At 73.2% G+C, this 25,092-nt stretch carries 19 protein-coding genes; 5 read left to right on the forward strand and 14 right to left on the reverse strand.

The window, feature by feature from the left end; genetic code table 11:
- Positions 1–393 precede the first annotated feature (393 nt).
- Both AB0G59_RS27980 and ahcY read right to left on the reverse strand, forming a co-directional pair.
- Complete coding sequence (locus AB0G59_RS27980; protein WP_360917197.1) at positions 394–1,014, reverse strand: hypothetical protein; 621 nt, start codon at positions 1,012–1,014, stop codon at positions 394–396.
- 99 nt (positions 1,015–1,113) lie between these two features.
- Positions 1,114–2,568, reverse strand: a complete 1,455-nt coding sequence (gene ahcY / locus AB0G59_RS27985) for an adenosylhomocysteinase (RefSeq protein WP_360917200.1) — start codon at positions 2,566–2,568, stop codon at positions 1,114–1,116.
- A gap of 335 nt (positions 2,569–2,903) precedes the next feature.
- Here ahcY and AB0G59_RS27990 point away from each other — a divergent pair, with 335 nt between their 5' ends.
- Positions 2,904–4,946, forward strand: coding sequence for a fructose-specific PTS transporter subunit EIIC (locus AB0G59_RS27990; RefSeq protein WP_360917203.1), 2,043 nt, complete (start codon positions 2,904–2,906; stop codon positions 4,944–4,946).
- A gap of 206 nt (positions 4,947–5,152) precedes the next feature.
- Here AB0G59_RS27990 and AB0G59_RS27995 read toward each other — a convergent pair whose 3' ends face one another.
- The 6 genes from AB0G59_RS27995 to AB0G59_RS28020 form a co-directional block, all read right to left on the reverse strand.
- Complete coding sequence (locus tag AB0G59_RS27995) at positions 5,153–6,112, reverse strand: cation diffusion facilitator family transporter (protein WP_360917206.1); 960 nt, start codon at positions 6,110–6,112, stop codon at positions 5,153–5,155.
- Positions 6,113–6,208: 96 nt separating this feature from the next.
- Positions 6,209–7,408, reverse strand: coding sequence for a mannose-6-phosphate isomerase, class I (gene manA / locus AB0G59_RS28000; RefSeq protein WP_360917208.1), 1,200 nt, complete (start codon positions 7,406–7,408; stop codon positions 6,209–6,211).
- Between the two features lie 82 nt (positions 7,409–7,490).
- Complete coding sequence (locus tag AB0G59_RS28005; RefSeq protein ID WP_360917211.1) at positions 7,491–8,687, reverse strand: SIS domain-containing protein; 1,197 nt, start codon at positions 8,685–8,687, stop codon at positions 7,491–7,493.
- A gap of 67 nt (positions 8,688–8,754) precedes the next feature.
- Entirely contained in the window at positions 8,755–8,940 is a 186-nt protein-coding gene (locus AB0G59_RS28010) for a Trm112 family protein (protein ID WP_360917214.1), read from the reverse strand.
- A gap of 201 nt (positions 8,941–9,141) precedes the next feature.
- On the reverse strand, positions 9,142–10,500 hold the full coding sequence (locus tag AB0G59_RS28015; RefSeq protein ID WP_360917217.1) for a phosphomannomutase/phosphoglucomutase: 1,359 nt from the start codon (positions 10,498–10,500) through the stop codon (positions 9,142–9,144).
- 129 nt (positions 10,501–10,629) lie between these two features.
- A complete protein-coding gene (locus tag AB0G59_RS28020; RefSeq protein ID WP_360917220.1) occupies positions 10,630–11,112 on the reverse strand; it encodes a DUF3499 domain-containing protein in 483 nt (160 codons plus the stop codon).
- Between the two features lie 227 nt (positions 11,113–11,339).
- On the opposite strand from AB0G59_RS28020, the gene AB0G59_RS28025 reads away from it, so the two are divergent.
- The gene (locus AB0G59_RS28025) at positions 11,340–11,834 is read left to right on the forward strand and encodes a metallopeptidase family protein (protein WP_360917222.1); all 495 of its coding nucleotides are present in this window, start codon (positions 11,340–11,342) and stop codon (positions 11,832–11,834) included.
- 12 nt (positions 11,835–11,846) lie between these two features.
- Here AB0G59_RS28025 and AB0G59_RS28030 read toward each other — a convergent pair whose 3' ends face one another.
- The 3 genes from AB0G59_RS28030 to AB0G59_RS28040 all read right to left on the reverse strand — a co-directional run bounded on the left by AB0G59_RS28030 (position 11,847) and on the right by AB0G59_RS28040 (position 17,546).
- Positions 11,847–13,400, reverse strand: coding sequence for a DUF5719 family protein (locus AB0G59_RS28030; protein WP_360917225.1), 1,554 nt, complete (start codon positions 13,398–13,400; stop codon positions 11,847–11,849).
- A complete protein-coding gene (locus AB0G59_RS28035) occupies positions 13,397–17,035 on the reverse strand; it encodes a glycosyltransferase family 2 protein (RefSeq protein ID WP_360917228.1) in 3,639 nt (1,212 codons plus the stop codon). Before AB0G59_RS28035 ends, AB0G59_RS28030 begins: the two co-directional genes overlap by 4 nt.
- A 247-nt stretch (positions 17,036–17,282) precedes the next feature.
- A complete protein-coding gene (locus AB0G59_RS28040; protein ID WP_004952403.1) occupies positions 17,283–17,546 on the reverse strand; it encodes a WhiB family transcriptional regulator in 264 nt (87 codons plus the stop codon).
- A 741-nt stretch (positions 17,547–18,287) separates the two neighbouring features.
- Here AB0G59_RS28040 and AB0G59_RS28045 point away from each other — a divergent pair.
- The 3 genes from AB0G59_RS28045 to AB0G59_RS28055 are packed head-to-tail and all read left to right on the forward strand — an operon-like array spanning position 18,288 to position 21,162.
- On the forward strand, positions 18,288–18,815 hold the full coding sequence (locus AB0G59_RS28045) for a cysteine dioxygenase family protein (protein WP_360917231.1): 528 nt from the start codon (positions 18,288–18,290) through the stop codon (positions 18,813–18,815).
- A 59-nt stretch (positions 18,816–18,874) separates the two neighbouring features.
- Complete coding sequence (gene cofD, locus AB0G59_RS28050; RefSeq protein WP_360917234.1) at positions 18,875–19,846, forward strand: 2-phospho-L-lactate transferase; 972 nt, start codon at positions 18,875–18,877, stop codon at positions 19,844–19,846.
- The gene (locus AB0G59_RS28055) at positions 19,843–21,162 is read left to right on the forward strand and encodes a coenzyme F420-0:L-glutamate ligase (protein WP_360917237.1); all 1,320 of its coding nucleotides are present in this window, start codon (positions 19,843–19,845) and stop codon (positions 21,160–21,162) included. The genes cofD and AB0G59_RS28055 overlap by 4 nt, the downstream gene beginning before the upstream one ends.
- 250 nt (positions 21,163–21,412) lie before the next feature.
- Here the strand turns inward: AB0G59_RS28055 and AB0G59_RS28060 are convergent, their stop codons facing one another.
- The 3 genes from AB0G59_RS28060 to AB0G59_RS28070 all read right to left on the reverse strand — a co-directional run bounded on the left by AB0G59_RS28060 (position 21,413) and on the right by AB0G59_RS28070 (position 25,063).
- Positions 21,413–22,324 carry a DNA-3-methyladenine glycosylase 2 family protein gene (locus AB0G59_RS28060; RefSeq protein ID WP_360917240.1) on the reverse strand — a complete coding sequence of 304 codons (912 nt, stop codon included), beginning with the start codon at positions 22,322–22,324 and terminating at the stop codon, positions 21,413–21,415.
- A gap of 19 nt (positions 22,325–22,343) precedes the next feature.
- On the reverse strand, positions 22,344–23,426 hold the full coding sequence (locus AB0G59_RS28065; protein WP_360917243.1) for an NDP-sugar synthase: 1,083 nt from the start codon (positions 23,424–23,426) through the stop codon (positions 22,344–22,346).
- Between the two features lie 80 nt (positions 23,427–23,506).
- Complete coding sequence (locus AB0G59_RS28070) at positions 23,507–25,063, reverse strand: N-acetylmuramoyl-L-alanine amidase (RefSeq protein WP_360917246.1); 1,557 nt, start codon at positions 25,061–25,063, stop codon at positions 23,507–23,509.
- Between the last annotated feature and the right edge of the window lie 29 nt (positions 25,064–25,092).

Consider the following 25,092-nt stretch of genomic DNA (forward strand, 5'->3'; position numbering starts at 1 on the left):
CTGGCGTTGACTTTTGGCACGCTGTTGAGTTCTCAAGGAACGGACGCTTCCTTTGTACTCACCCTCTCGGGCTTTCCTCCGGGCGCTTCCCTTCGTTGTTTCCAACCTTACCAGATCCGTTTTCCAGTCCGTTTCCGGTCTGAATTCCGTTTCCGGCCCCCTGTTGGCGGGGCGTTTCGACTTTATCAGAATTTCTTCCGGCCGATTTCCATCGGCTTTCCGATTCCTGAAGGGAGTCGAGGCGCTTCGTTGTGTGATGTTCTCACTGACCGAAGCTGGTCAGATCCTAACCGTTGCAGTGGACTGGGTCCACTTCGTCGCAACCGTTCGAATCTACCTCCCCACGCATCCCGTGTCAACGGTCTTTGTGGGGCGAAGAGAACAGTACCAGGTTCAAAGGGTCCCGAAGGACGACGGCGGGGTCTCCAGGTCCTCGAGCTCCACGCCGGGGGCCGAGAGCACCACGTCGCCGGCGAGGTGCACCGCGTACTGCTCCCCCGTGTCCAGGGCGCTGACCTGGTACTCGTCCACTTCGAGCGGGCCGTTGTCAGTGTCGTGTGCTGTCCTGGCGACCAGGGCCCACGACTGGTCGACCGTAAGGGGGGCGAGGACCGGGGCGGTGAAGTGGACGAGGCGGATTCGTGTCGCTCCCTGGCCGGGGGACAGCTGGAGGAGGCGGGCGATGGCCACGTAGAAGGCGGGGGAAGCGCCGGTGAAGGCGTGGGCGCGGACGTTTCCTTCCGTCGCGTGCTCGCCGGTGGGGTCGGTGCGGACCCAGGTGACGCCCTCGAGGGCGGCGCCGCGCACCTGCCAGTCGGCGCTCTGGAGCTGGAGACGGATGGGGCGGCCGAGGTCGTCGATGGCGAGGTCGACCGAGCCGGCGGGGGCGCCGGAGGGGTCGGTGGTCTGGGAGACGTAGCGCCAGCCGGAGGGGCCGGGGGCGCAGTGGAAGCGCTCGTCGCCGAGGGGGGAGTGATCGTGGGGGTCGTAAAGGGAGTAGCGGCCGCGGGGCATGGTGGTGAAGTCCTTGACGCGAACGGGACAGGCCCCCGCCCTGGGGGCGGGGGCCTGTTCTATCAGGTGCTCAGGCAGCTGCCGTGGATCCGGCTGCTGTCAGTAGCGGTAGTGGTCGGGCTTGTACGGGCCCTCGACCGGCACGCCGATGTACGACGCCTGCTCGGGGCGCAGCGTCGTGAGCTTCACGCCGAGGGCGTCGAGGTGGAGGCGGGCCACCTTCTCGTCCAGGAGCTTGGGCAGGACGTAGACGTCGGTCGGGTAGGACTCGGGCTTCGTGTAGAGCTCGATCTGGGCCAGGGTCTGGTCCGCGAAGGAGTTCGACATGACGAAGGACGGGTGACCGGTGGCGTTGCCCAGGTTGAGCAGGCGGCCCTCGGACAGCACGATGAGCACCTTGCCGTCGGGGAAGGTCCAGGTGTGGACCTGGGGCTTGACCTCGTCCTTGACGATGCCGGGGAGCTTCGCCAGGCCCGCCATGTCGATCTCGTTGTCGAAGTGGCCGATGTTGCCGACGATGGCCTGGTGCTTCATCTTGGCCATGTCGGCGGCCATGATGATGTCCTTGTTGCCCGTGGTGGTGACGAAGATGTCGGCGGTCTCGACGACCTCGTCCAGGGTGGTGACCTGGTAGCCGTCCATGGCCGCCTGGAGGGCGTTGATCGGGTCGATCTCGGTGACGATCACCCGGGCGCCCTGGCCGCGGAGCGACTCCGCGCAGCCCTTGCCCACGTCGCCGTAGCCGCAGACGACGGCGACCTTGCCGCCGATCAGGACGTCGGTGGCGCGGTTGATGCCGTCGATGAGGGAGTGGCGGCAGCCGTACTTGTTGTCGAACTTCGACTTCGTCACCGCGTCGTTGACGTTGATCGCGGGGAAGAGCAGCGTGCCGGCCTGCTGCATCTCGTACAGGCGGTGGACGCCGGTGGTGGTCTCCTCGGTGACACCGCGGATCTCGGACGCCAGCTGGGTCCACTTCTGCGGGTTCTCGGTCAGGGTGCGGTTGAGGAGCGTGAGGATCTGCGCGTACTCCTCGCTGTCCGCCGTCGCCGGGTCGGGGGCGGAGCCCGCCTTCTCGAACTCGACGCCCTTGTGGACCAGGAGGGTGGCGTCACCACCGTCGTCGAGGATCATGTTCGGGCCGCCGGTGGGGGTGTTCGGCCAGGTCAGCGCCTGCTCCGTGCACCACCAGTACTCCTCCAGCGTCTCGCCCTTCCAGGCGAAGACGGGGACGCCCTGCGGGTCCTCGGGGGTGCCCTCCGGGCCGACGGCGATGGCGGCGGCCGCGTGGTCCTGGGTGGAGAAGATGTTGCAGGACGCCCAGCGCACCTGTGCGCCCAGCGCCACGAGGGTCTCGATCAGCACCGCGGTCTGCACGGTCATGTGCAGCGAGCCGGTGATGCGGGCGCCGGCCAGCGGCTGCGTCTCCGCGTACTCCTTGCGGATCGCCATCAGGCCGGGCATCTCGTGCTCGGCGAGGGTGATCTCCTTACGACCGAAGGCCGCCAACGACAGGTCCGCGACCTTGAAATCCCGGCCGGTGGTGGTAGTCATACGGGCTGCTCCTCCTGTGGGGTGAGCGGGCGTTGGGTACGGCTGTGCACGCGGTCAAGCCCAGCGTGCGCGTGTGTCCGCCCACACTGGTCCCCTGGCCGCAGCGCAGTCCGTCGGAGGCCCTCTCTCCCTCGGCCGAGCCGCGTCCGCGGCCCGCCCGACCGCCATCAGCAGCGACGTCTGGCTCTGCCCCGAATCTACACCGGGGCACCGGAGGAGCCCCAGCCCCCTTTCGACAAGTTGCTGACTCGCCCCGGACCTCCTGTCCGTCGGTCTGTCCGTCAGTCCGTCAGGTGTTGCAGGATGCGAGCAGTGATGAGTGGTGAGGAGACCCCGTGACGCCATCAGCCGATCCGCCCGCCCCTGCGGCAAGGAGCGGACGACGGCTCAAATTGCTTGCCGTGACCGCCTGCCCGACGGGCATCGCGCACACCTATATGGCGGCGGAGAAGCTGCAGCAGGCGGCGGAGGCGCTCGGTCACGACATCAAGGTGGAGACCCAGGGCTCGATCGGTGCGGAGAACGTCCTGACCGACAACGATGTCGGCGAGGCCGACGGCGTCATCGTCGCGGCCGACAAGGACGTCGACCTCGGCCGGTTCGCCGGCAAGCGGGTGCTGTCCGTGGGGGTGGCCGAGGGCATCCACCATCCCGAGCAGTTGATCGAGCGGGTACGGGACGCTCCGGTCCACGAGCCCGGTGGAGGGGCCGGTTCCGGTGCCGGGCGGGCGGTGGCCCGGGGTGGGGTACCCGGTGGCGGCACGGGGCGCGGCGTCACGTACAAGGCGCTGATGAACGGCGTCTCGTACATGATTCCGTTCGTCGTCGTGGGCGGTCTGCTGATCGCGGTGTCGCTCGCGCTGGGCGGTCATCCCCAGGCGGACGGCGGGCTGGTGATCCCGGAGGGCTCGTTCTGGAAGCACGTCTTCGACATCGGGGACATCGGCTTCAAGCTGATGATCCCGATCCTGTCGGGCTACATCGCCTACGCGATCGCCGACCGTCCCGCGCTCGTACCCGGCATGATCGGGGGCTGGATCGCCAACACGGGCGCGCTGTACGACTCCGAGTCGGGCGCGGGCTTCATCGGGGCGATCGTGACGGGCTTCCTCGCCGGTTACCTCGTCCTGTGGATCAAGAAGGTCGAAGTACCGAGGTTCGTCCGGCCGATCATGCCGGTCATCGTGATCCCGGTGCTGGCGACCTCGGCCGTCGGCCTCTTCTTCATCTACGTCCTCGGGCGCCCGATCTCCTGGGTCTTCGAGCACCTCACCACCTGGCTCGGCGGTCTGACCGGTACGAGCGCCGCCCTGCTCGGCGTCATTCTGGGCCTCATGATCGCGTTCGACATGGGCGGTCCGGTCAACAAGACGGCGTTCCTGTTCGGCGCGGGGCTGGTCTCCAAGAACCCGGAGATCATGGGCATGTGTGCGGCGGCCATTCCGGTACCGCCGCTCGGTCAGGGACTGGCCACGCTGCTGCGGCGCGGGTTGTTCGACGAGCAGGAGCGGGAGACCGGGCTGGCGGCGCTGTTCATGGGTTTCTTCGGCATCACCGAGGGCGCGATCCCGTTCGCGGCGGCGCGGCCCGCACGGGTGATTCCGGCCAACATGCTGGGCGGCGCGGTGGCGGGTGCCATCGCGGGGCTCGCGGGGGTCACGGACAGCGTGCCGCACGGCGGGCCGATCGTGGCCGTGCTGGGGGCGGTGGGCGGGGTGCCGATGTTCTTGATCGCGGTGGCTGTGGGGACGGTGGTGACCGCGCTGACGACGGTCACCCTCATGGCTGTGGGCGGCTCGTCCACCGGGCGGGCGCCTGGGCAGCTGGCGCCTGGGCAGCGGGCGGGTGCGGATGCCGTCGGGCCGTCGGCCGTGCCCCGGGGTGCCGGTGGGACCGGTGGGACCGGGCCGGAGGGTCCGCCCGAGGTGCTCTCGGGTTACCTCACCGGGGCGACCGTGCGGCGGGAACTCGCCGCGCGCGACAAGGTGGCGGCGATCCGGGAGATGGCCGAACTGCTGGCGGCCGGCGGCAAGGTGACGGACGTCGACGCCCTCGTGGACGCGGTCCTGGCCCGCGAGGAGCTGGGGACGACCGGTCTGGGCGAGGAGATCGCGATCCCGCACGCGAAGACGGATGCCGTCACGGCACCGGTCGTGGGCTTCGCCCGGTCTGCCGACGGCATCGAGTGGGGGGCGCTGGACGGTACGCCGGCGCGGCTCGTCTTCATGATCGCGGTGCCGGTGGGGGCGGCGGGGGACGAGCACTTGCGGATTTTGGCGTTGTTGGCGCGGAAGTTGTTGGATGCGGGGTTTCGGGAGCGGTTGTTGGGGGCGGGGGGTGGGGATGCGGTGCTGCGGGTGCTGGCCGAGGTTCGGTAGGGGTGCCCATCTCGTCCCCGGGGCCGGGCGGGGAGGGATCTTTCCCCACCCCGCCCCTTCCCGTAACCGGGGCTCCGCCCCGGACCCCGGTCCTCAATCGCCGGACGGGCTCAGTGGTTGCCGTACTCGGGGGCTCCGCCCCCGGGCCCCCGGTCCTCAAACGCCGGACGGGCTGATTTGTTGCCCGCCGGACGGGCTGGATTCTGTCAGCGGCCGCCGGGAGTCGCCATCGGGTCTTCGCCCGCGGCTGCGGCTTCCTCGTTGTAGACGTCCGGTTCCAGGTAGATGACCCTGGCGATCGGGACCGCCTCGCGGATGCGGGCCTCCGCGGCGTCGATCGCGCGGGCTACCTGGATCGCGGTGTCCTCGCTCCGGACTGCGATCTTGGCGGCGACCAGGAGTTCCTCGGGGCCCAGGTGCAGGGTGCGCATGTGGATGACCGCGGTGACCGACTCGCCGTCGACGGCCGCGGCGCGGATCCTGGCGACGTCCGCCGGGCCGGCGGCCTCGCCCAGCAGGAGGGACTTGGTCTCGGCGGCCAGGACCAGTGCGATCAGGACGAGCAGCGCGCCGATGCACAGCGTGCCGATGCCGTCCCAGACGCCGTCACCCGTGGCGAGCGTCAGGCCGACGCCGCCGAGGGCGAGGACGAGGCCGACGAGGGCGCCGAAGTCCTCCAGCAGCACCACGGGCAGTTCGGGCGCCTTGGCCGTACGGATGAAGGAGCTCCACGACTGGGTGCCCCGCAGCTCGTTCGACTCCTTGATGGCGGTCCGGAAGGAGAAGCTCTCCGCGATGATGGCGAAGACGAGCACGCCGATCGGCCAGTACCAGTTCTCCAGCTCGTGCGGGTGCTGGATCTTCTCGTAGCCCTCGTAGAGCGCGAAGACGCCACCGATGGTGAAGAGCACGATGGAGACGAGGAAGCCGTAGATGTAGCGCTCACGGCCGTAGCCGAAGGGGTGTTCCTCGCTGGCCTTCTTCTGCGCCTTCTTGCCGCCGAGCAGCAGCAGTGCCTGGTTGCCGGAGTCGGCGACCGAGTGCACGCCCTCGGCGAGCATCGACGACGAGCCGCTGAACGCGAACGCGACGAACTTCGCGACCGCGATGGCCAGGTTGGCCCCCAGCGCGGCGACGATGGCCTTGGTTCCGCCTGATGCACTCATGGGTGCGGGATGTCCCTTCCGCCACAGCGGCTGCTTTGCTTTCCCTTTACGGGGTTACGGCCGGTCATTGTCGCAGCCACCGCGCCGGAGCGCGTGTCAGGAGGCCACTGTGGCGCGGAAGACCGACCCCTCGCCGTCCAGCTCGGCCCGCTCCCCCGCCCGTACGAAGGCGGACTCGCCGCGCGCCAGGGTCAGTTCGGCGCCGTCCCCGCCCCGCAGCCGGGCGGTGCCGGCGGTGCACAGGAGGATCTGGGCGGTGCGGGCGTCGAGGGGGTGCGGCGGGGAGCCGGCGGCGAGCGCGTAGCGGGAGAGGCGGAACTCCGGGGCGGGCGTCGCGTACACCTCGGAGCCGTCGACGTCGGCCTCCGGGCGCAGGACGGCGGGCGTCGTCGCCTCGAAGCGGACGACGCGCAGCAGCTCGGGGACGTCGACGTGCTTGGGGGTCAGGCCGCAGCGCAGCACGTTGTCGGAGTTGGCCATGATCTCGATGCCCAGGCCCTCGAGGTAGGCGTGCGGGACTCCGGCCCCCAGGTAGAGGGCCTCGCCGGGCTGGAGGCGGATGTGGTTGAGGAGCATGGCGGCGATGACGCCGGGGTCGCCGGGGTAGTGCCGGGCGATGGAGGCGTAGGCGGCGTACGCGGCGCGGTGCGGGCCGTCGCGGTCGGCGAGCCGGCCGGCGGCGGCCGCAGCCCGGTCGACCGTCTCGGCCATGGCGGTGCGCTCGGCGCTGAGCACGGCGGTGAGGACCTCGCGCAGGGCGGCGCTCTCGGGGTGGGCGTGCAGGAGGTCGGCGTAGGGCTTGAGGGAGTCGACGTCGAGCGCGGCGAGGAGTTCGGCGGTGGCGTCGGGGGCGCGGAAGCCGCACAGTCCGTCGAAGGGCGTCAGGGCGCAGATGAGCTCGGGCTTGTGGCTCGCGTCCTTGTAGTTGCGGTGCGGGGCGTCGAGCCGGATGCCGCGTGCCTCTTCGTCGGCGAAGCCGGCGCGGGCCTGGTCGGGGTCGGGGTGGACCTGGAGGGAGAGCGGGTCGGCGGCGGCGAGGACCTTGAGCAGGAAGGGCAGCCGGGGGCCGAAGCGCCGCACGGCGTCGGCGCCGAGCTCGCCCTCGGGGTCGGCGGCGACGGCCTCGCCGAGCGGGAGCGCGCCGGCGCCGCGGTCGATGCGGGAGGGTGCCGCGGGGTGGGCGCCCATCCACAGCTCGGCCTGGGGTTCGCCGGTGGGCGGGGTGCCGAGGAGCTCGGGGATCGCGGTGGTGGAGCCCCAGGCGTAGGGGCGCACGGTGTTGACGAGGCGGTCCATGGGGCGGTTCCTGACTGTTCGGCGCTGACGCGGCTCGGCTCGCTGCGTGGGCTCCTGTGCTCGCGGGTGCTTGCGGAGGTGTCTACGGGCTGGAGGCGAGCGCCAGGTAAACGGCGGCGAAGTCCGTGATGGCCAAGAGCTCGGCGGCGGTCTCCAGCGGGCTGCTGCCCTCGCTGGCCTCGAGCTCGCTGACGGGGGTGTCGCGGTGCAGGGCCAGTTCGCGGGCGGCGGGGGCGGGCGAGGTGACGGCCGGTTCGCGTTCGCGGACCAGGACGACCCGGGCGTGCAGGGCCTCGGGCTCCTCGACCCGGTCGCGGAAGAAGTCCTCGGGGTCGGCGCCGGCGGCGAAGACCCCCGCGAGGAGGGTGCCGTGCGCGGTGAGCGCCTCGGGGAGCTCGGCGACGAGGGCGGGGGCGCCGGCGAGGGCGGCGAGGACCGTCGCGAAGCGGCGGCCGGCCGCGGCGGCGAGCTCGCCCTCGGTCCAGATCAGCGGCAGGGTGTCGGCCAGCTCGGCCGCCAGGGTCTTGGCGGGGTTGCTGTAGGTGGCGATGGCCGGTCCGCAGCGCTCGGCGATGCGGTCGAGGCGGTCGGCCAGCGATTCCAGGGCCGCGGGTGGGGCAGTGAGCATCCCGACGCGGTCGGCGAGGGCGAGCAGCGGGGTGACCAGGGACCAGAGCGTGCCGGGGCCGGCGGGCAGCACGGCGGCCTCGGCCGCCGCGCCCTCGGTCCCCTTGCCGCTCTTCCCCGCCTCGCCGGGCTCGCCGCCGGACATGGCGGCCTCGTACGGCATGGTGGTCAGCGGGATGGCCAGGCCGCGGGCCTGGACGGTGGCCTCGGCGAGCGGGGAGCCGGCCGGGGCGACGCAGACGACGGAGCAGCCGCGCCGGTAGGCCTGTTCCAGGAGCAGGGCGAGGCCCGGTTCCGTACCGTCCGGGCTGGCGACGAGCAGCAGGTCGAGGGGGCCGGTCCAGCCGGGGAGCGTCCAGCGCAGGGCTCCGGGGGCGGGGGCCACGCCTGCCGGGCGGATCAGGGTGACGGGGCAGGTGTCCCCGGCGAGCGCGGCGAGCAGGTCGGCGGTGGAGCCGCTCGCCGGGCCGGGGCCGGCGACCAGGACGGCGCGCGGGCGGCCGTCCGGTTCGAGGGCGCCGACGCCTGCCTCCGCGGCGTTGCGCGCGGCCGTGCGGACCCGGGCGCCGGACTCGGCGGCGCCCCGGAGCAGGCCGTGGAGATCGGCGCGGGAGAGGCCGTCGGGGTTGTCGAGAAGGGACTCGTCGAACACCGTTGATCAGTCTCCGATCGCCGTGGGGTGCGGGTTAACGGGCCGGCAGCAGGGCGGGACGGGCGGTTCAGGCGGGGCGGCGGGCCTCGTCCACGAGCAGGACGGGGATGCCGTCGCGGATGGGGTAGGCCAGGCCGCAGCTCTGGCTCTCGCACACCAGCTCGGGGGTCTCCTCGGTGGCGCTCTCCTCGCGGAGGGAGGTGTGGCAGGCCGGGCAGGCGAGGATCTCCAGGAGGCCGGCTTCGAGCGGCATGGGGTTTCCCTTCGGGGATGTGCGGTTCTGTGGGGCCAGCGTAAGCCCTCGGGGGTGTCCGGCGGTTCTTTCCCGGCCCGACCCCGCTGTCTGTCCTCGGCATGGAGGATCAGGCCGGACGATCAGGCCGAGGATCGGGCCCGGACGGGACGACCGGGCCCGTACGGGCGGACGTGGACGATCAGGCGCGGACGTGGACGATCAGGCGCGGACGATCGCCAGTACCTCGTCGCGCACGCGCGCGACCGTGGCGGCGTCCCGGGCCTCCACATTCAGGCGCAGCAGCGGCTCGGTGTTGGAGGCGCGCAGGTTGAACCACCAGTCGGCGGTGGTGACGGTCAGGCCGTCGAGGTCGTCCAGCTGGGCGCCCTCGAGGCCCTCGTAGGCGGCCTTGACGGCGGCGGCGCGGCCGGCCTGGTCGGCGACGGTGGAGTTGATCTCGCCGGAGGCGGCGTAGCGGTCGTACTGGCGCACCAGCTCGGAGAGCGGTCCGCCCTGGCCGCCGAGCGCCGCGAGGACGTGGAGGGCGGCGAGCATGCCGGTGTCGGCGTTCCAGAAGTCGCGGAAGTAGTAGTGCGCGGAGTGCTCGCCGCCGAAGATCGCGCCGCTGCGGGCCATCTCCTCCTTGATGAAGGAGTGCCCCACGCGGGTGCGGACGGCGGTGCCGCCCTGCTCCTTGACGACCTCGGGCACCGACCACGACGTGATCAGGTTGTGGATGACGGTGGCGCCGGGGGACTTGGCCAGCTCGCGGGCGGCGACCAGCGCGGTGATCGCGGACGGCGGGACGGGCTCGCCGCGCTCGTCCACCACGAAGCAGCGATCGGCGTCGCCGTCGAAGGCGAGGCCGATGTCCGCGCCGGTCTCGCGGACCTTGGCCTGCAGGTCGACGATGTTCTTGGGGTCGAGCGGGTTGGCCTCGTGGTTGGGGAACGTGCCGTCCAGCTCGAAGTACATGGGGACGAGGTCGAGGGGCAGCCCGTCGAAGACGGTGGGGACGGTGTGGCCGCCCATGCCGTTGCCCGCGTCGACGACGACCTTCAGGGGCCGGATCCGGGTGAGGTCGACCAGGGAGCGCAGGTGCGCGGCGTAGTCCGCGAGGACGTCCTGCTGGGTGATCCCGCCCGGTGTGGCGGCGGGCTCGGGCGCGCCGGCCTCCAGCCACTGCTCCACGAGGGTGCGGATGTCGGCGAGTCCGGTGTCCTGGCCGACCGGGGCGGCGCCCGCGCGGCACAGCTTGATGCCGTTGTACTGCGCGGGGTTGTGGCTGGCCGTGAACATGGCGCCGGGCAGGTCGAGCCGGCCGCTGGCGAAGTAGAGCTGGTCGGTGGAGCACAGACCGATCTCGGTGACGTCCACGCCGCGGGCGGCGGCGCCGCGTGCGAAGGCGCGGGAGAGCTCCGGCGAGGAGGGGCGCATGTCGTGGCCGACCACGATCGCGCTCGCTCCGGTCACCTGGACGAAGGCGGCGCCGAACAGCTCGGCCAGGGCGGCGTCCCACTGGTCGGGCACCACGCCGCGCACGTCGTACGCCTTCACGATCTGCGACAGATCAGCCACAGCCAACCCCTCCTGGAGTCCGGTTCGGGACAACAAACCTACCTGCCGGGAGCGGGGGTCCGGATGCCGCACGGGGTCCGGACGGAGTACGGGCCGTCAGGAGCGGGGGCGCGGAAGGGGTACGGCCCGTCAGGAGTCCGGCGAGCGCAGCACCCTGAGGTGGCCTCGGCGGGCGACCTCCATCGGGTCGGCGCTCCGGCCGGTGGGGGTGATCGTGCCCGGCCCGGGGCCCGTGGGGCGCTCCTGGGGGCGGGCCGCTTCGCGCACGGCGTTGGCGAGGGCTTCGAGATCGTCACCGCTGGGGCGGTTGGGGCCGCTGTCGACGGCGAGACGGACGACGTCCCAGCCGCGCGGTGCGGTCAGGCGCTCGGAGTGCTCGGCGCACAGGTCGTAGCAGTGGGGTTCGGCGTAGGTGGCGAGCGGGCCGAGGACGGCGGTCGAATCGGCGTAGACGTACGTCAGCGTCGCGACGGCCGGGCGGCCGCACGCGGTGCGCGAACAGCGACGTACAGGGCTCACGAGGTGGGACGGTACCGCACTCTTGAGCGGGCCGCGACGACTCACCCCCGGCTCACTCCTCCGTGTCGTCCCGGTTCGTCCGGTGGACACCATTTGTCGAACGGCCTGGTCGACCTGGCCGGGCCCCGGCGGGCAAGGCCTCCGACGGCAAAGAAAACTGTCACCACCAGGCACACATAGTGTCATTCGGCAGGAGAACGCCGGTCGGGGAGCTGACTGTAATTGATCGCATAGCTGGCCGGAACGCTCATCATGCGACATGCCCTGAGATGGGCCGCTACCGCGTGCGTACGGCCGGGCGGCGGATACCCTCGGGGGTGATGGACAGCCCCGTACCTCCCCATTCCGACGCCGGGGGTGCCTCCGGCCCGACCGGGCCGCGACCGCGCCACCGCGACCGCCACGGACGCGGCATGCGCGGCCCTATCGCGCCCCCTCAGGTGCCGCTGTCGGTCACCCGGGCCGAGGCCTTCGTCGACCTGGTCCAGGACTCGGCGGAGCGGCTGGAGCGGCGCTGGCCGCAACTGGCGGCCGTCGACTTCGCGGTCCGCGAGGTGCCGCTCCCCGACGCCGGGACGGGGGCCGTCGACCCCCTGGACGCCCTGCTCGACGGCGAGAGCGTGCCGCTCGGCCGGTACGTGGCCGCGCACGGCGACGAGCCGGACCGGATCGTCGTCTACCGCCGTCCGGTGGAGATCCGGACCAAGACCCGCGACGAGCGGGCCCTGCTGGTCCACGAGGTCGTGGTGGAGCAGGTCGCCGAGCTGCTGGGGCTCGCGCCCGAATCGGTGGACCCGCGCTACGGGCAGGACTGAGCCGACCGCCCGTCAGTCGTTCAGCATCGACAGGTCCTGCTCCGTCTCCGGCACCGCCACCGTCGAACGGTCGTCCGGAACGGGCTGGATCGTGAACATCGGGACGCCGTCCTTGGGCAGCGCGAGCATCCGCGAGGCGTGCACCGGCCCGCCGGAGACCTTCTCCACCGTCAGTGCGTACGCGCCCTTGCCGCCGCCCGGCTGGGGCGGCTCCACGGCCAGCGTGGTGCCGGCCTTGACGGTGTAGGTCCGGCTGACCGCGGTGCCGCCCTCGCTGCCCGCCGACGCGACCACCTTCACCTGGGCGTCCTTGCCGGGGGCGACCAGGGACAGCGTGCTGCCCTTGGAGCGGTTGTCGGCCACCGTGCCGCGTTCGAGGACGGGGGCCGTGGCGGGGATGAACGCCGTCTCCTGCTTGTCGTCCTTGCCGCGCGTCACGCGCAGCGCCGCCACGACCGGCGCGCTGCCGCGCTCCGCGGTCAGCAGCAGCGAACCCGCCTCGCCCTTGGTGATGTCCCCCAGGTCGACCGCCGCGGTCGTCCCGCTCCTGATGTGCAGCGACTCGTGGCCGGCCGGGGTGATGGAACCGCCCGGCCCCGCGAGCCGCAGCTTCACGTCCGCGTCGTCCGTGCCTGGTGCGAAGGCGACGAGCCGTACGGACGTGGCGTCGGCCGGAATGCCGGGCAGCACGACGTTCGGTGACACGTCGGCGGACGCCGGCAGCCAGTCGCCGCCGTGCTTCTCGTCGGACGCCTGCACCGCGGCCCCCACCCGGCCGGAGCGGGCCGCCACGTGCAGGGTGAGGTTCTCGTCCGCCACGTCCGTGAGGGTGGACAACAGAACGGGGACGGTGGAGCGCGGCGGGATGTTGACGCCGTCCCCCGTGGGGGACTTGATCCTGCCGTCCTTGCCGTACAGCTCGAGGTCGACGACGGCCGCTGCGCCGTCGGGGTTGGTCAGGTGGACGTAGTCCTGGCGGCCCTTGGCGGTGCTCGCGCCGGGGAACCAGAAGGACGTGTCGGGGGCCGCGCACACGACGCCGTGCAGTCCGCGCCCGCTGCCCGCGGCGACGGTCGTGGTCTGCTGCGCGGTCCAGCCCGGGGCGAGCGGCCCGTCGGCGGTGCCGATGAGGGCGGGGGCGTCGGAGCGGCTCGTGGAGGCGGTGACGGGCTTGCCGGGCTCCTTGAGGGAGAGGACGGGCTTGTCCGGGTCGTCCTTCTTGGCGTCGGCCGCTTCGGCCTTCTTGCCGTCCTTCCCGCCGTCCTTCTTCGGCTCGTCCTTCCTGGCGGCCGCCCGTGCCGGGCCCGCCGCGGGCAGCAGGTCCGCCGCCAAGGCGCGGGCCGCGGCCGCCTTGCCCGGCGGGGTGAAGGCGGTGTACGCCGTGTCGCCCACCTCCGAGGAGGTGGGCGCCGGGCACAGCAGCGTGGAGCGCTGGACGGGCATCCGGGCGGCGGTCGTCTTCGCGCCGCTCCCGTCGTCGTCCGAGGGCGGGTTGAGCGCGGCGACGCCGGTGACGACGGCGAGCGACGCCGTGACGGCGAACAGGGACAGGGTGGTGCGCTTCACTGCTGGTCGCTCCCGCCGCGGTAGGGCTGCTGCTGTCCATAGCCGTACGGGTCGTACGCGCCGTCCGCGTAGGGGTCCGCCGGGTGGTGACCGGGCTGGCCCGGGTAGGAGGCCTGCTGGGGGTACGAGCCGTCGTGGCCGGCGCCGTAGCCGGCCTCGCCGCCCTCTTGATACGGCTGTTGCTGTCCGTAGCCGCCGTAGCCCTGGTCCCACTCGGTGTACTGCTGCTGGTGCGGCACGGCGGCATAGGGGTCGGCGTCGGCCGCGGCCGGTTGCTCGTACGGGACGTACGGGTCGGCGGGAGCGGGCTCCGGCGCGGACTGCTGCGGCACCGCGGCAGCGGCGCCCGCGGTCCCCGCACCCTCCGCGGCCGCGCGCAGCCTGCGCGCCCGGCGGCCCTCCGTGGGCCCGGCCTGCGCCGGCACGGGGGCCGCCGCCACCGCCTCGGCGCCGGACTCCGGCAGGTCGTCGTCGACCTTCCGGCGACGGCCCGGCAGCGCGAGGACCACCAGGACGACGGCGAGCAGCCCCTGCGTCCACAGCCACGCGGTACGGGCACCGGAGGTCTCGTAGGTCAGGGAGAGCTTGCCGCCCCCGGCCGGCAGCCGGAAGCCCTGGGCCCAGCCGTCGACGGTGACGCGTTCGAGGGCATGCCCGTCGAGCGTGGCGTGCCAGCCGGGCGCGGCCTTGTCGGCGATCCGCAGCACGCGGTCGCCGGAGCCGGCCGGAACAGTGGTGCGCGCCGTGACGCGGCCGGCCGCCACGGGTACGGGCGCGGCCCGCCGGCTGCCGTCCGCCTGAGGCGTCCCGCTGACGATCGTGACGCGGGCGACCTGTCGGTCCACCCGCCACAGCGCGCTGTGGTCCTCCTGGCTGAGCCGCGTCAGGCCGGGGGTCGCGTCCAGGACGCGGGCCGTCCGGCCGGGCGCGCTGTCGCGGACGAGCACATAGCCGACGGCGTAGTCGGCGAGGCGGCCCGCCTGGTCGGCGCCGGAGCCCGCGACGAGGTGGGCGACCACGGCGCCGAGCTTCTCGTCGCGCCCGGCGGCGGCCGCCGGCTCGGCGTCGCCCAGGCGCGCGCCCGAGCCGCGCACGAGCGTGTACGTCACCCGGCCGTCGTCGCCGCCCAGCATCAGGGTGCGGGCCTGGTCGCGGGTGCTCGCCTCCTCGGCGACGAACGCCGGGACCTGCACGGGGTCGCGCCGCTCCAGCGGGCCGGCCGCGCCGCCGGCCATCCAGACGACGGCGGCGACGAGCGGGGCGGCGCCGGCGGTGAGGGCGATGAGGCCGGCGACGGGCTGCCGCCAGCCGAAGCTCTGCGCCGCGACGCGCTCGCGGGCGCCCTCGGCCCCGACGACGGCCGCGGCGATCAGGGCGAGGCCGTAGAGCAGGGTGGCGGGCCCCGCCCAGGCGGAGCCGCCCGCCACCGCCGCGCACAGCAGCGCGGTCAGCGCCGTGGCCCAGGCGGTCCGGACGGCGAGCACGCGGTCGGCGCGCAGCAGGGCGGCCAGCGCGGCCAGGACCACCCCGGCCAACAGCAGGGCACCGGAGGTCTTGGGGCCGCCCGGGTCGGCCACCAGCAGCTGCAGCGCGGAGGCGTCCGGGTGCCCGTACTCCAACCCGGCCTCGGTCAGGAAGCGGGCGGGGTCGGTGAACAGCCCCAGCGACCAGGGCGCGAGGACCAGCACCGGGGTGGCGGCCATCGCGAGCAGGCGCGGGCCGTGTAGGGCCGCCTGGGCCGCGCCGCCGCGCGCGCAGTGCAGGACGAGCGCGCCGAGCCCCAGCAGCAGCGCGAGGGGCCACACCACCGGCGTGAACGCGGTCGTGACGGTCAGCAGCAACGCACAGGCCCAAGCGGCCCGCCAGGTGGGCCGGGCGCCGGGGACGCGCAGGCCCGTCGCCGCGACGGCCGTGCGGGCCAGGAGCGGCAGCAGCACCGCCAGGACGGCGGTGCCCAGCCGGCCCGTGGCCAGCGCGCCGGTGGCGGCCGGCAGGAAGGCGTAGGCGACGGCCGCCCACGCCCGCAGCAGCCGGGAGTGGATCAGCGGGCGGGAGGCGAAGTAGGCGGTCAGGCCGGCCAGCGGCACGGAGCAGACCAGCAGCAGCGTGAGCGTGAAGCCGGTGGACCCCAGGAAGAGCGTCGTGAGCCCCGCGAGGACGGCCAGGTACGGGGGCGCGCCGTCGGTGCTGCCCACGCCGACCGGGTGCCAGCCGTCGGTGTAGGCCGCCCACAGGGCCGAGGCCTGGTCGGGTACGGGCAGCAGGGCGCCGCCGGAGAGCGCGCCGCCGCCGAACAGGCCACGGCAGGCGACGGCGGAGACGAGCAGCAGCAGGGCGAAGAGGACGGGCGCGGGTTTGCGGGCGACGCGTCTGAGGCGGGCGAACTGCTCGACCTCCAGATAGTCCGCGTCGTCCCCGCCGGGGCCGGACTCGACGGCGCCGTGGCGTCCGGCGGCCGGGAGCCCGTCGTCGCCGCGGCCGCCGAAGTCGCTCGCGAGCTGCTCGACGGTGGCGCGGACGGTCGCGCCGGGCGGCGGGAAGAGCGGGCGCAGGTCGCCCGGCGCGGTGCGGGGCTCGCCGCGCCGCTTGCGCGCCGCGCGGATGCGCCCCGGGCGCAGCAGCACTCCGGCGAACCCGGCGAGTTCGTCGAGCGCCTGGCCGGGGGCCTTGCCCACGAGGTAGCCGAGGGTGCGCAGCAGGGTGCTCAGGACGAGCCGGAGCATGACGTACGGCAGGAGCGCGCCGCGCGTGTTGGCCAGGAGGGTGTAGACGGCTCCGGCCTTGTCGACGCGGTGCGGGTTGACGGCGTGGCGGCCGACGCAGTCGACGGGGCGGCGCTCGCGGGCGGCGGCCTCGGCGTGGCGCAGGACGGCCTCGGGGGCGACGAGCACGCGGTGGCCGGCGGCGTGGGCGCGCCAGCACAGGTCGACGTCGTCGCGCATGAGGGGCAGGCGGGCGTCGAAGCCGCCGAGCTCGTCCCACACGTCGCGGCGGATGAGCATGCCGGCGGTGGAGACGGCCAGCACGGTCCGTACCTGGTCGTGCTGGCCCTGGTCCTGTTCGCGGCGCTCCAGGCCGGTCCAGCGGCGGCCGCTGCGGGCGATGGAGACGCCGGTCTCCAGCAGCTGTCTGCGGTCGTACCAGCTGCGGAGCTTGGGTCCGATGACGGCGGCGTCCGGCTCGGCGTCGGCCACGCGCAGCAGTTCGTGCAGGGCGCCCGGCTCGGGTGCGCAGTCGTCGTGGAGCAGCCACAGCCACTGCACGGGTTCGAGGTCGGCGCCGTGGGCGTCCTCGGTCCAGGTGCGCCCGACCGGGTCCCAACCGCTGGAGCGCCGCAGGTACGGCAGGTCGTCGGCGCCCTGCACGGGGGCCGTGCGCACCGCCTCGGCGACGGCCGCGCCGAAGCCGGAGCGGCGGGCGAGGTGCAGGACGTGGCCGGCGCCGAGGGCGTCGGCCAGCAGCCGCCGGGAGTCGTCGGCGCTGCCGGTGTCGGCGGCGACGGCGTGCTGGACGGGCCGTTCCTGGCCGAGCAGGCCGGAGAGGGCGTCGGGCAGCCAGCGGGCGCCGTCGTGGGCGACGAGCACGGCGGTGACGACGTGACGGGGGAACGCCGGGGGAATGGTGGGGTCGAACATGGCAGGTGCGGGCCCCGGTTCAGTGGAGACTGCAGTGGACGTGTGAGCGCCCGCGCGGGGCGTCGGTACGTCTCGGACGGGCCCCCACACTAGTGGCTGCGAACACAGCGGTCCGCCTCTCGCTTGCGGGGTGCGAGAGGCGGACCGTGCGGTATGAATCGTGCTGCGGGAGTGGCTGGAGCCGACGGCCCCTCAGTCCCCTGGACCGGTCCTCGACAAGACATCTCGTCAGATCATGACGCCGGTCTCAGACCGCGGCCTTCTTGAGGCGGCGGCGTTCGCGCTCGGACAAACCGCCCCAGATCCCGAAGCGTTCGTCGTTGGCAAGGGCATATTCCAGGCATTCGGAACGAACTTCACAGGCAAGGCAGACCTTCTTCGCCTCACGTGTGGATCCGCCCTTTTCGGGAAAGAAGGACTCGGGGTCGGTCTGAGCGCACAACGCGCGCTCCTGCCAGCCGAGCTCCTCGTCCGCCTCCTCGACCAGCAGTTGCTGGAACAGCTCGGTCATGTGCGCCCCTCGTCTGTCATTGCGTCCCCGTGTGCTGCCGCGCGTCAGATGCGGCAGAACGACACGAGTGAAATTACAAGTGCGCCGATCCGGGGCAGTCAAGCCGGGATCTGCTATTGGGCCCCTTATTCACTCTGCGGAACCAAGGCTGAGCGGAAAGTTGCCAAACCGCCACAAGAGTGGACACTTCTCCCACTCGTCACAAGCGCCTCGCCCTTCCCGCTCACAGGAGAGGACGCGACGTACGGCGGAGCCGTTGCAGTGGGCTGGATCATCCCCGCCCACACAGGGACAGAACGATGTTTACGACTCCACTCGCCGCCCCACTGTCCGCACACTCCGCAACGCAAACCTTTTGTCCCACTCAGTAACCGGACGAGTGAGAATTTGCCACCAAAAGGGACACTCGGTTGACACAGGCCCATCGAGCCGGTCTCCTTGTTCGCATGCCAGCGACCTCGCTTCCCCTGGCCTCTGCCATGGGGACTCTCAGCCTGACCCGTGCCTACGGGTCCCGCTGTGCTGTCCAGGCGCGCTGTCGCTGTTCCAGCTGTTGATGCCGCGACGCTTCCGCTCCAGCTGATCCCTCCGCCCCTCCGGGGCCGCTTTCCGGTTCTGCCGATACCGCCGGGCCCGTGCCCGCTCCGGTACGGACGTACCCCTTTCCGCTCGCGCTCCCGCTCGTCACGGCTCCCGCCCGCCCCGTGCCGCCGCCCGCATACCGCCGAGGAACCCACTCACATGAACAGCGACGTCCAGATCGCCGGCGACCCGCTCGCCGTCCCGCACCTGATGCCGCCGCCCGCCGCCCACCCCGCCACCGTCGCCGAGTTCGCCGGCCTGGCCCGCACCCTGGCCGCCGACACCGCCTCCTGGGCCCCGCTCGTGCGCTACGACGCCGCCAGCCGCTGGTACCACCGGCTGCGCACCGGCCCCGGCTACGAGGTCTGGCTGCTGAGCTGGGTGCCCGGGCAGGGCAGCGGGCTGCACGACCACGGCCGCTCCTCCGGCGTTCTGACCGTGCTGCGCGGCGAGCTGACCGAGCACTCCGGCGACGACCGGCGCGCACGCCGCGCCCTGGGCGCCGGCGCACAGCGCGTCTTCGCGCCGGGCTACGTCCACGAGATCGTCAACGACTCCCTCGAGCCCGCCGTGAGCCTGCACGTCTACTTCCCCGGGCTGACCGAGATGCCCATGCACCGGGCTGACGCGCACTGCGGCGCCCTCGCCAGGACTTCCGCAGGCACCGCCGTCGACAGCTCGCGCTAGTCGGGTCCTTCGCCAGGCCCATCTGCTGATCCGGAGCTCGCTGCTGACAGACTGCAGGCATGCAGCGCATTGTGGTTCTGGCCGGCGGGATCGGGGGCGCCCGCTTCCTCCGTGGCCTCAAGTCAGCAGTCCCCGACGCGGAGATCACCGTCATCGGCAACACCGGTGACGACATCCACCTGTTCGGGCTCAAGGTCTGTCCCGACCTCGACACCGTGATGTACACCCTCGGCGGCGGCATCCACGAGGAGCAGGGCTGGGGGCGGGCCGGCGAGACCTTCGCCGTCAAGGACGAGCTCGCCGCCTACGGCGTGGGGCCCTCGTGGTTCGGGCTCGGCGACCGCGACTTCGCCACGCACATCGTGCGGACCCAGATGCTCGGCGCGGGCTATCCGCTCAGCGCCGTCACCGAGGCGCTGTGCGCGCGGTGGGAGCCGGGGGTGCGGTTGCTGCCCATGAGTGACGATCGCGTCGAGACGCATGTTCTCGTCGATGATCCCGAGGGTACGGACGGTGCGCGCAAGGCCGTGCACTTCCAGGAGTACTGGGTGCGGATGCGGGCCTCGTCGCCCGCCCACGCGATCATTCCGGTCGGGGCCGAGCAGGCCAAGCCGGCGCCGGGCGTGCTCGAGGCCGTCGCCGAGGCCGATGTCATTCTCTTCCCGCCGTCCAATCCCGTCGTCAGCGTCGGCACCATCCTGGGCGTGCCGGGCATCCGGGAAGCCGTCGCGGATTCCGCGGCCCCCGTCGTCGGACTCTCCCCCATCGTCGGCGGATCGCCGGTGCGGGGCATGGCCGACAAGGTGCTCGCCGCCGTCGGCGTCGAGTCCACGGCCGCCGCCGTCGCACGGCACTACGGCTCCGGGCTGCTCGACGGGTGGCTGGTCGACTCCGTCGACGCGGGCGCCGTGGCCGAGGTCGAGGACGCCGGGATCCGGTGCCGGGCCGTGCCGCTGATGATGACCGACGTCGAGGCGACGGCCGCCATGGCCCGCGAGGCGCTGGCGCTCGCCGAGGAGGTACGGGCGTGAGCGCGGCTCCCGAGTACCGGGTCTGGGCCCTGCCCGGCATCCCCGAGGTGCGCCCCGGGGACGACCTGGTGAAGCTCATCGCCGGTGCCGCCCTGGGCGAGGGGCTGCCCGGGCTCGCCGACGGCGACGTCCTCGTCGTCACCTCGAAGATCCTCAGCAAGGCCGAGGGCCGGATCCTCGCCGCCGAGGACCGCGAGGCCGCGATCGACGCCGAGACCGTACGGCTGGTGGCCCGGCGCGGCACGCTGCGCGTCGTGGAGAACCGGCTGGGGCTCGTGATGGCCGCCGCCGGCGTGGACGCGTCCAACACGCGCGCCGGGACGGTTCTGCTGTTGCCCGAGGACCCCGACGCCTCGGCCCGGCGGATCCGCGACGGTCTGCGGGACACCTTGCGGGTGGACGTGGGCGTCGTCATCACCGACACCGCCGGCCGGCCCTGGCGCAAGGGCGTGACGGACTTCGCGATCGGCGCGGCGGGCGTACGGGTCGCCGACGACCTGCGCGGTGGCGTGGACGCGTACGGCAATCCGCTGGTCGCGACGGTGGTGGCGACGGTCGACGAGCTCGCCGCCGCCGGTGACCTGGTCAAGGGCAAGGCCGGGGGCCTGCCGGTGGCCGTGGTGCGGGGACTGCCGCATGTGGTCACCGAAGCCGACGAACAGGGTGCGCGCTGGCTGGTGCGGCCCGCCGTCGACGACATGTTCCGGCTGGGGACCTCGGAGGCCGTGAAGGAGGCGGTGTCGCTGCGGCGCACCGTCCGGGAATTCACCGACGATCCCGTCGATCCGGGGGCGGTGCGGCGGGCCGTGGCCGCCGCCGTGACGGCGCCGGCGCCGCACCACACGACGCCGTGGCGGTTCGTGCTGCTCGAGACCGAGGCGGCGCGGACGGAGCTGCTGGACGCCATGCGGGACGCGTGGATCGCGGACCTGCGGGCGGACGGGCGCTCGGAGGAGAGCATCGCCAAGCGGGTGCGGCGGGGCGATGTGCTGCGGAAGGCGCCGTATCTGGTGGTGCCGTGCCTGGTGATGGACGGGGCGCACACGTACCCCGACGCGCGGCGGGCGGCGGCGGAGCGGGAGATGTTCGTGGTGGCGGCGGGGGCCGCCGTGCAGAACTTCCTGGTGGCGCTGGCCGGTGAGCGGCTGGGGTCGGCGTGGGTCTCCTCGACGATGTTCTGCCGCTCGGTGGTGCGGGAGGTTCTGGCACTGCCGGAGGGGTGGGATCCGATGGGTGCCGTCGCGGTGGGGCGGCCCGCCGCCCCTGCGCCGGAGCGGGCTGCTCGGGATGCTTCGGGGTTCCTCGTGGTGCGGTAGCCCCTCGCCGTTGTGGGGGCGGGGGCGGGGCGGGACGGGTTCCTCTGGGGGCTGGAACATTTACGGCCGGGAACCCTCTCCGGAGACGGGAGCCCCGCACCGCGGCCGCAAATATTCCTCACGCCCCCTGCCGGAACCCATCCCGCCCCGCCCCCTCCCGTTTGTGGGCAATCGTTCCGCAGGGCGGAACGGGTGGGCACAAACCGACCACCGACCCGCACCCGGACGGTAAGCACGGTGCCGCGCACCTTCACATACGCGTGAAGTCCCGCACCGAGAAACGGGGTGCCCTCCGCGCCGGCACCACCCCGCTCAGCAGAATCAGCCGGCACGCCCGATGCCTCTGCCCCTCGTACGGCGCCAACAACTCGAGCATCGCCTCGTCATCCGCCCCGCGGAACCCGGTCAGGGCGTAGCCGACGATCCTCGGCAGGTGGAGGTCGCCCACGGTGACCGCGTCCGGAGAGCCGTGGGTGCGCTGCAGGGTCTCCGCCGCCGTCCAGGGGCCGATCCCGGGAATCAGCTGGAGGCGGGCCGACGCCCGGGGCTCGTCCATCGTCGCCGTCTCCTCCAGGCGCGCCGCCGCCCGGGCGGCCCGGACGATCGTCGCCGAGCGCTTGGTGTCCACGCCCGCCTTGTGCCACTCCCAGGAGGGGATCAGGGCCCAGGCCCGGGGGTCCGGCATCACGCGCAGGCCCTCGGGGGCCGGGCCGGGGGCCGGTTCGCCGTGGCGCTGCAGGAGGCGGCGCCAGGCGCGGTACGCCTCGTCGCTGGTGACCTTCTGCTCGAGGATCGAGGGGATCAGCGACTCCAGGACCAGGCCGGTGCGCGCCAGCCGCAGGCCCGGGTTGCGGCGGTGCGCCTCGTGGAGCAGGCGGTGGCGGGGGGTGAAGGCCGCCGGGACGTCCGACTCGCCGAGGAGGGTGGGCAGGTGCTCCAGGAGCCAGTCCGCGCCCGGGCCCCACGCCTCGGCGTGGACCTCGCCGACGCGGGCCGTCAGGCGCAGCGTGCCGGGGCCCTCGGGCGTGCGCGAGGCGCGCCAGAGGGAGCCGTCCGGTGTCGTGCGGTAGGCCGGGTCGCCGGGGCCGCGTGCCAGGACGCACAGGGTGCGGTCCAGGTCGTACGGGCCGCCGCCGGGCGGTACCCAGGTGCGGGTGGCCATCCGGCCAGGGTACGGCGTTCTACTGGTCCGACGAGAAGCGGATCGCGCCCTGCGGGATGCGGGCGTCGCACCAGATGCGGGCGCCCGCGCGCAGTTCGTTGTCGGCGCCGATGTGGGCGTTGTCGCCGATGACCGCGCCGTCCAGGACCGTACGGGCCCCGATGCGGGCGCCGGCGCCGACGAGGGAGTCGCGGACGTGGGCCCCTGCCTCGATCACCGCGCCGTCCAGGACCGTGCTGCCGTCGATGCGCGCGCCCGGCTCGACGCGGGCTCCCGCGCCGATGACCGTGCCGCCCATGAGCTTGGCGTCGGGGGCCACCTCGGCGCCGTCGAGGACCAGCCGGTCGCCGCAGCGGCCCGGGACCGCCGGGGACGGGGCGCGGCCCTGGACCAGGTCGGCGGAGCCGCGCACGAAGGCCTGCGGGGTGCCGAGGTCCAGCCAGTACGTGGAGTCGACCATGCCCTGGAGGTGGGCGCCGGCCGCCAGGAGGCCGGGGAACGTCTCGCGTTCCACGGAGACCGGGCGGTCCGCGGGGATCGTGTCGATCACCGAGCGGTTGAAGACGTACGCGCCCGCGTTGATCTGGTCGGTGACGATCTCCTCGGGCGTCTGGGGCTTCTCCAGGAAGGCCTGCACCTTGCCCGTCGCGTCCGTGGGGACCAGGCCGAAGGCCCTGGGGTCCTCGACCCGGGTCAGGTGGAGGGAGACGTCCGCGTTGCTGGTGCGGTGCGTGTCCACCAGCGCTTCGATGTCCAGGCCCGTGAGGATGTCGCCGTTGAAGATCAGGACCGGGTCGTCCGGGCCGGAGTGCAGGCGCGAGGCCACGTTGCGGATGGCTCCGCCGGTGCCCAGGGGTTCCACCTCGGTCACGTATTCGATGTGCAGGCCGAGCGCCGAGCCGTCGCCGAAGTACGGCTCGAAGACCTCGGCCAGGTAGGACGTGGCGAGCACGATGTGCTCGACCCCGGCGGCGCGGGCGCGCGCGAGCTGGTGGGTGAGGAACGGGACGCCCGCCGCCGGAACCATGGGCTTGGGCGTGTGCACCGTCAGCGGGCGCAGCCGGGTTCCCTTGCCGCCGACCAGGAGGATCGCTTCTGTCACCTGTCGTCTCTGCTTCCTGCTGGGGCCGGGCCGTGATCGGCGGCCAGTGTATGCAGAACGTGAGGCTCCGCTGCGCCCGGTCAGCGGCCCTGGAGCCGGGCCGCCGTGGCGCGGGCGGCGCCGAGCCGGTTGTAGAGGCGGTCACCGGGGCATTCGGTGGCGTAGCCGTCGCGGTGCCCGGAGATGACCTTGAGCCTGACCGAGGTGCCCTTCTTGTAGAGGTTTCCGCCGCCGGAGACCAGGGCCGCGGTGCCGAGCGGGTTGACGTCGTAGAGGCCGAGCTTCCATGCGGTCAGGCGGGCCACGGCGTTCACCACGGCGGCCGGCGGGTTGCTCCTCCCGAACGATCCGAGTACGGCGATGCCCATGCTGTTGGTGTTGAAACCGAGAGTATGGGCACCTCTGACGGGTTTCGCCACACCGCCTGCCCGGCCCTCGTACACCGTGCCGCATTTGTCGATGAGGAAGTTGTACCCGATGTCCCGCCAGCCGCTGCTCACCACGTGGTAGCGGTAGATACCGCGAATGACGGAGGCGGACTGCGCACAGCTGTAGCCGTTGCCGGAGGCCGTGTGGTGGACGAAGGCGGCGCGCACGGTCCTGGTGTACGGGAAGCCCCGCTCGCGGATCGACTCGTCGGCGCCCCAGCCGGCCCGGGTGACGATGCGCGGGCGCGGGCCGACGTGGTGGGCGACGGCGGGGTCGGCGTTGTCCGCGAGGGTCTCGTCGGTGTCGGGCGACGTCTCCGGGGAGGCCGCCGGGGTGACGTCGGGCGACGCCTCGGGGGAGGACTCCGTGGTCTCGTTCTCGGCGTCCTCCTCGGGGTCCGTGTCGTCGTGGCCGTCCGCCGCCACCCGGCCGTCGGAGGCGCTCTTGGGGTCCACGCGCGTGGCCTCGACGTCCTTCTCCGACTCCGTCTTGCCCGCCGCCGGGATCTCGAGCGCCCCCAGCGGCGCCAGCGGGTGGTTGACGGCCGAGCTCGCCGTCTCCTCCTCGGAGGGCGCCGGCGCGTGCCGGTGCGCCGCCCGCTTCCGGATGCGGGGCGAGGGGTCCTTGCCGGGGTCGACCAGCTCGACGCGCAGCCCGGAGGGCAGGGCCTGCTTGTCGGAGGTCCGGCCGGTGGCCGCCTCGGGTCTGACCCGGACCTGGACGGCGTCGGAGGCGCCCACCCACAGGGGGGCGGTGGAGCCGCGCAGGCTGCGGCGGCGGGCCTCGGGCGAGTCGAGGTCGGGGCGGTCGTCGTCGTGCGTCTGGACGTCCTGCCAGCCCGACCAGGCCGTGGTGCCCGCCGCGCGCGTGCGCACCTGCGCCCGGCCGTGCAGCTCGGTGGTGGCGTCGTCCCAGACGATGCCGACCAGCGAGAAGGGCGCGACCTCGCGGGGCGGCAACCCCTGCGCCCCGCCGCGCCGTACGTGCCCGGCCGCGCGGCGCGTGGGGCCGAGCGGCAGGAGACGCAGCGAGTCCGTGGCTCCCGGCACGGCGGCCGGGCGCGCCCCGGCGGCACGCGGGGTGGCGGAAGCGGGAGCTGAGGCTCCGTCGGGACCGCCGGACGAGGCTCCGGAGGGGGCGGCCAGAAGCGCCAGGGGCAGCGCGGCGGCGCAGGCGGCGACGGTCGAGGAGACAAGAATTCCACGCATGCCTGAAATCCTGGGCATAAGCGGACAAA

The sequence above is a fragment of the Streptomyces sp. NPDC021096 genome (assembly GCF_040641275.1).
Taxonomy (GTDB): Bacteria; Actinomycetota; Actinomycetes; order Streptomycetales; family Streptomycetaceae; genus Streptomyces.